Consider the following 4,309-nt stretch of genomic DNA (forward strand, 5'->3'; position numbering starts at 1 on the left):
CGGAACTGAGTTCGCTCGGTGAAGATAAAACATTCTTCGTGAAAACCAAACGTTCAACTTACTGAAAACGCGGCAATTGCTTGAAACGGCGGTTATAAGCAGGCCTTGCGTTTGAATGTCACTGGTTTTACTCTAGAATATTTTAAATTTTTCGAATTTAAACCATAAAGCCAGAGTGAATTTCTCTTTATTTTAAATCTATATCTACGCTCAAGCTTGTTATAGCTGTTATAAATATATAGATCGTAAAATGATTTTTCTTTTTTTACGATGCCTTGAGTTTTTTTAACTGGCCAAGTTTCATATTTTTCCAATAAACCCGTTTTATCTCCCACAAAATTTCTCTCCACAAAAGTTGAGTCATTTAAAAAAGAAATTTCTGAAACGATTGTGTCATTTTCAATTCCTGCTGTTTTCCAAACATACGTTCCCGAAATATTTTGAGAATTCAATGTTGATGAAAACATCCAAATGAGAAAAAGTAATTTAAATGAATTCATAAGGCGACGGTGTTCATATTATGTATTTACGATTTCTCGTGGCTTGCTTATAACGTTTCGCCGGTAAGCGAAGTTGCCGACCAAAGCGAACTGAGTTCTCTCTGCCGAAGATAATGTTTCTTCGTGAAACCACAACTTCCGGCTACCGAAAACTCGGCAATTTTGCTTACCGGCTGTTGGCTGCAGTTACTTTATAACTCCTAACCAATTGTTATTTAAATCAAATTCATTGTATCCATTCTGAGAATCGCTTTCCCAGTGTCTAATGAATTGGTTGTTGGTATCGAAAATGCAAAATCCATTTTGCAAATGTGAAACACCAAACCCAATATTGTTTAAGCTAAAATCAAAAATTTGAATAACATCTCGATTAACTACAACTGCGAAATAATATGGCTGTAAATATTTGTCAAATATAAAATAACCGCTAAAATTGTAATTTAGATTTGGATTAACATTTCTATTTAAACTTGGATTTATCGTTCGATTTAATCTTGGATTTATTGTACGATTAAGATTGGGATTAATAACGCGATTCAAATTTGGGTTAATAACGCGATTCAATCTTGGATTTATTGTTCGATTAAGATTTGGGTTAATTACGCGATTCAAATTGGGATTTATAACCCTATTTAAATTTGGATTAATCACCCGGTTCAAGTTGGGATTGATTAATCTGTTCAATTGCGGATTTTTCTCTCTAGAAATGTACATTTTAATTATTTACTTAGCAAAGTTAATATTTCATCGATAGGAACGCAAACTGCATATCCTGAATTAGAAAATTCTTGACGAGAAAATGCACTTTCTCTATTGTTACGCCATTCTGTGACAAATGGTATGTACTTAGAAACTATTCCTATCAACTTAATTTCACCGTTTTCCTTATACTCGACAACAGGGCCGCCGCTGTTTCCATAAAAAACTGGGCAATCGATGATAAATGTATTGTCTTTAGAATTTATACCGGCAACAATACCTTTTCTCAACAAAGGTCTATTTACATCAAAAAATCTTGCGCCTTCTATAATCAATGAAGTTGGAAAACCTATGAGCAAAATGTTATTTGCAATTCTTATGTCTTCTAGTTTGTCAATGTTGTCTTCTTGAATAGAGATAATATTTTTTCCTTCTTGTTCAACACGAAAATGATTTTCATCCTCAAGAAAGATGGCTGCAATATCTGAGTCGTGAGATTTAACAATTTTTATTTCTGACATTTCGTCAATTACAACAGTTTTTGCATCGTCTATTTCTCCTAAATGGTTTTGCGAAGTAATTAAAAGAGAATCGCATCTTAGTCTTTCACCATCGAAAAGTACATGCTTTGCAGTAATAATATATTCTTTGCCCTTAAATGATAAAATAAAACCGGAACCAGTTGAGCTTCCTTGATCTAAACTCAAAAATGCTGCATAACTTACATTGTCATTCGATAGCGCCATATTTATGTGATTTTTCTTGTAATTGCAGCCAACGTTAGGCGCATTTGAGAAGTCGCGGAAATAGGAGCAGAGTTCTCTCTGCCAAGATACAACTTTCTTGGTTTGAAAAATGTTCCAACCACCGACGAACCAGCGATTTATTAAATGCGCGGTTATAGGCTGGTGCTAGTTCCCGAAAATCACTTCTTTACCTTTTTCGGTATAAAAAACGTCATTCGCAGGTCTATTTGTTTTATCATCTAAAATTGAATCAATTTTTATCTTCAACAAAGCACCGCCTTTCTTATCATAGAAAAAAGTAAATATACCAAGGAAGTTTTTTTTCGAATCTACTTGATCAAATTTTTTTAAGTCTGACATATATGCGACTAGATAAAAATTTCCGTCTCTCGAATATGAACTATTGTAAAATTCAACAGCATGATTTTTAATGATGTTTAAATCCATATCAGTAACAGTTAGCTTACCGTTGCTATAAGAAAATGAGAAATTTTCAGCGGCTAACTCTCCATTTGGTTTCTGCTTGAATGAAGTTTTCTCAGTGAAATCATTTTGACAAAAACTATTTATGGTAAATAAAGAAATGAAAATAACTATTAATTGTTTCATATCGATGATTGTTTGATTTCTAAAGCACTTGCCTATAACGTTAGGCCGCTTCACGCCGTTGCCGGTCAAAGCGGACTGAGTTCTCTCTGCCGAAGATAATGTTTCTTCGTGAAACAACAACTTCCGGCTACCGAAAAACCCGGCAATGGCTTGAAACGGCGGTTAGGCGGCGTTGCGTGTTTATACCAATTCTTTTATATGTTTTTCTTAGATTTACAATACGATGGAAGAAATATATAAAAAAATAGAAACAATTCGTGACGTTTGGAATTATAACATTTGGGATTATCCATATTGCCAAAGTGAAATTAAATTCGATGATGAAGCAAAAACAAATTACTTTGGCGATTTGATGGGTTATTTTCAAGATACTCTTGACACGCTAAAATCACCAATTACAGGTGAAAGGCTTTTCGGGACATTTTCATACCATATAAGCCTACTTCAAATATTATACGTACAGCAAGATTTCATCGAAGAACTTTTACGGTTATTCTCAACTGGATATAATAAGGGAGATTTAAAGAAGGACAGTAACTATTCAATCAATAGGGAAATCCGGAATGAATTAGTTGGTCATCCGATACGAAGAGATAAAACTGGAAAGTTAATCTCATCAACATTATTCTCGTATGAAGCTCATCAAGGCAAAATTGAATATTTGCGATATCACCAACAAAATAGTTTTCAATTTGAATCCGTTAAGCATAATGTTGCAGACGTTATAAGTAGGCACGAGATTTTCCTGAATACTTGGCTCGACAAAATTATTGAAAAGCTAAAGCTTGTTGTAAATAAGCATAAAATGGAACTTCTAAAAATCAAAGAAAAGGTTGATAGTATAAAATTTGAAAGTTTAGTTTCATTGCTAGAACAGAAATATAAACCTTTTCTAGAAAATACATACTTATATAATAAGGAGTCTATTTTAAAAGTTTATGAAAAGAAAGATGTTCACAAGCGATATCGAATAGTTTATGACCAATTCTTAAAAGATTTAGTTTCGTCATTAGATGAACAAATAGATAGTTGCGATGAAGTATTTACTAAGCATTTCAAAATTTACGACGGTCCTGAAATTAGATTAAAACCAATATTTTACACTGGTGATGATGGCAAAATTCATATAGATTTACCTAAGCGCAAAAAGAAGCTTGGTCGCCCCAAGAAAGATTATAATTATCCTTTACAAAAGTTAAGTGATCCACACCGTAGAAATTATAAGGATTTCAATTTTTTCAGTAATTCTATTCTTTCCCAGTGTAAAAATAAAGTTGTCGTAAGTGAATTAAATAGAATGGGCGAATATCTACATGACGATGTTGAATATATATCTTCGTACAGACTTGTGGCAAGTATATTAAAAGATTAATGTTCGTTATTTTACGATGCGCCAAAGCAATGCCGCCTAACGTTTCGCGCATTTGCGTGGTCGCGCCAGAGCGAACTGAGTTCTCTCTGCCGAAGATAAACAAAGTTCGTGAAACTGAAACGTTCCGGCCACCGAAAACCAGCGATCACGTAAATGCGCTGTTACAAGAACCTTGCGGCAAGGCCTTTGACAAAGATCGTTTTGAGCTGTTTTTTTGAAAGACGTCAAAAAATGATTTCCCATAAAAGGAAATCATTTGCGAGATGTCCCGGGTTAAAAAATTATGAAAGCCAGGCAAAGCAAATGGTCAAAGTTTATTGCCAACGAAACTCATATGAAAACTTCGGCATGAGAATCATATTTCAAAAAAAAAAAGAGGAAAA

At 33.7% G+C, this 4,309-nt stretch carries 5 protein-coding genes; 1 reads left to right on the forward strand and 4 read right to left on the reverse strand.

Translation table 11 applies throughout. The features are described from left to right. Window positions 1–92 precede the first annotated feature (92 nt). The 4 genes from BLP55_RS16230 to BLP55_RS16240 form a co-directional block, all read right to left on the reverse strand. Window positions 93–500: a hypothetical protein gene (locus tag BLP55_RS16230; protein WP_139149795.1), complete on the reverse strand. Its 408-nt coding sequence runs from the start codon at window positions 498–500 to the stop codon at window positions 93–95. A 186-nt stretch (window positions 501–686) separates the two neighbouring features. Next, window positions 687–1,184: a hypothetical protein gene (locus BLP55_RS16895; protein WP_139149796.1), complete on the reverse strand. Its 498-nt coding sequence runs from the start codon at window positions 1,182–1,184 to the stop codon at window positions 687–689. 35 nt (window positions 1,185–1,219) lie between these two features. Next, window positions 1,220–1,945: a S1 family peptidase gene (locus tag BLP55_RS16235; RefSeq protein ID WP_091147312.1), complete on the reverse strand. Its 726-nt coding sequence runs from the start codon at window positions 1,943–1,945 to the stop codon at window positions 1,220–1,222. Between the two features lie 165 nt (window positions 1,946–2,110). Further along, window positions 2,111–2,554 carry a hypothetical protein gene (locus BLP55_RS16240; protein WP_139149797.1) on the reverse strand — a complete coding sequence of 148 codons (444 nt, stop codon included), beginning with the start codon at window positions 2,552–2,554 and terminating at the stop codon, window positions 2,111–2,113. A gap of 223 nt (window positions 2,555–2,777) precedes the next feature. On the opposite strand from BLP55_RS16240, the gene BLP55_RS16245 reads away from it, so the two are divergent. Beyond that, on the forward strand, window positions 2,778–3,926 hold the full coding sequence (locus BLP55_RS16245) for a hypothetical protein (protein ID WP_091147317.1): 1,149 nt from the start codon (window positions 2,778–2,780) through the stop codon (window positions 3,924–3,926). Window positions 3,927–4,309: the final 383 nt, after the last annotated feature.

Origin of the sequence: Flavobacterium caeni (assembly GCF_900101895.1) — a bacterium.
Classification (GTDB): Bacteria; Bacteroidota; Bacteroidia; order Flavobacteriales; family Flavobacteriaceae; genus Flavobacterium; species Flavobacterium caeni.

Coding starts and splice junctions, on each gene's coding strand:
- BLP55_RS16230 (WP_139149795.1), bottom strand. CDS start 500: ATGAATTCATTTAAATTACTTTTTCTCATTTGGATGTTTTCATCAACA.
- BLP55_RS16235 (WP_091147312.1), bottom strand. CDS start 1,945: ATGGCGCTATCGAATGACAATGTAAGTTATGCAGCATTTTTGAGTTTA.
- BLP55_RS16240 (WP_139149797.1), bottom strand. CDS start 2,554: ATGAAACAATTAATAGTTATTTTCATTTCTTTATTTACCATAAATAGT.
- BLP55_RS16245 (WP_091147317.1), top strand. CDS start 2,778: ATGGAAGAAATATATAAAAAAATAGAAACAATTCGTGACGTTTGGAAT.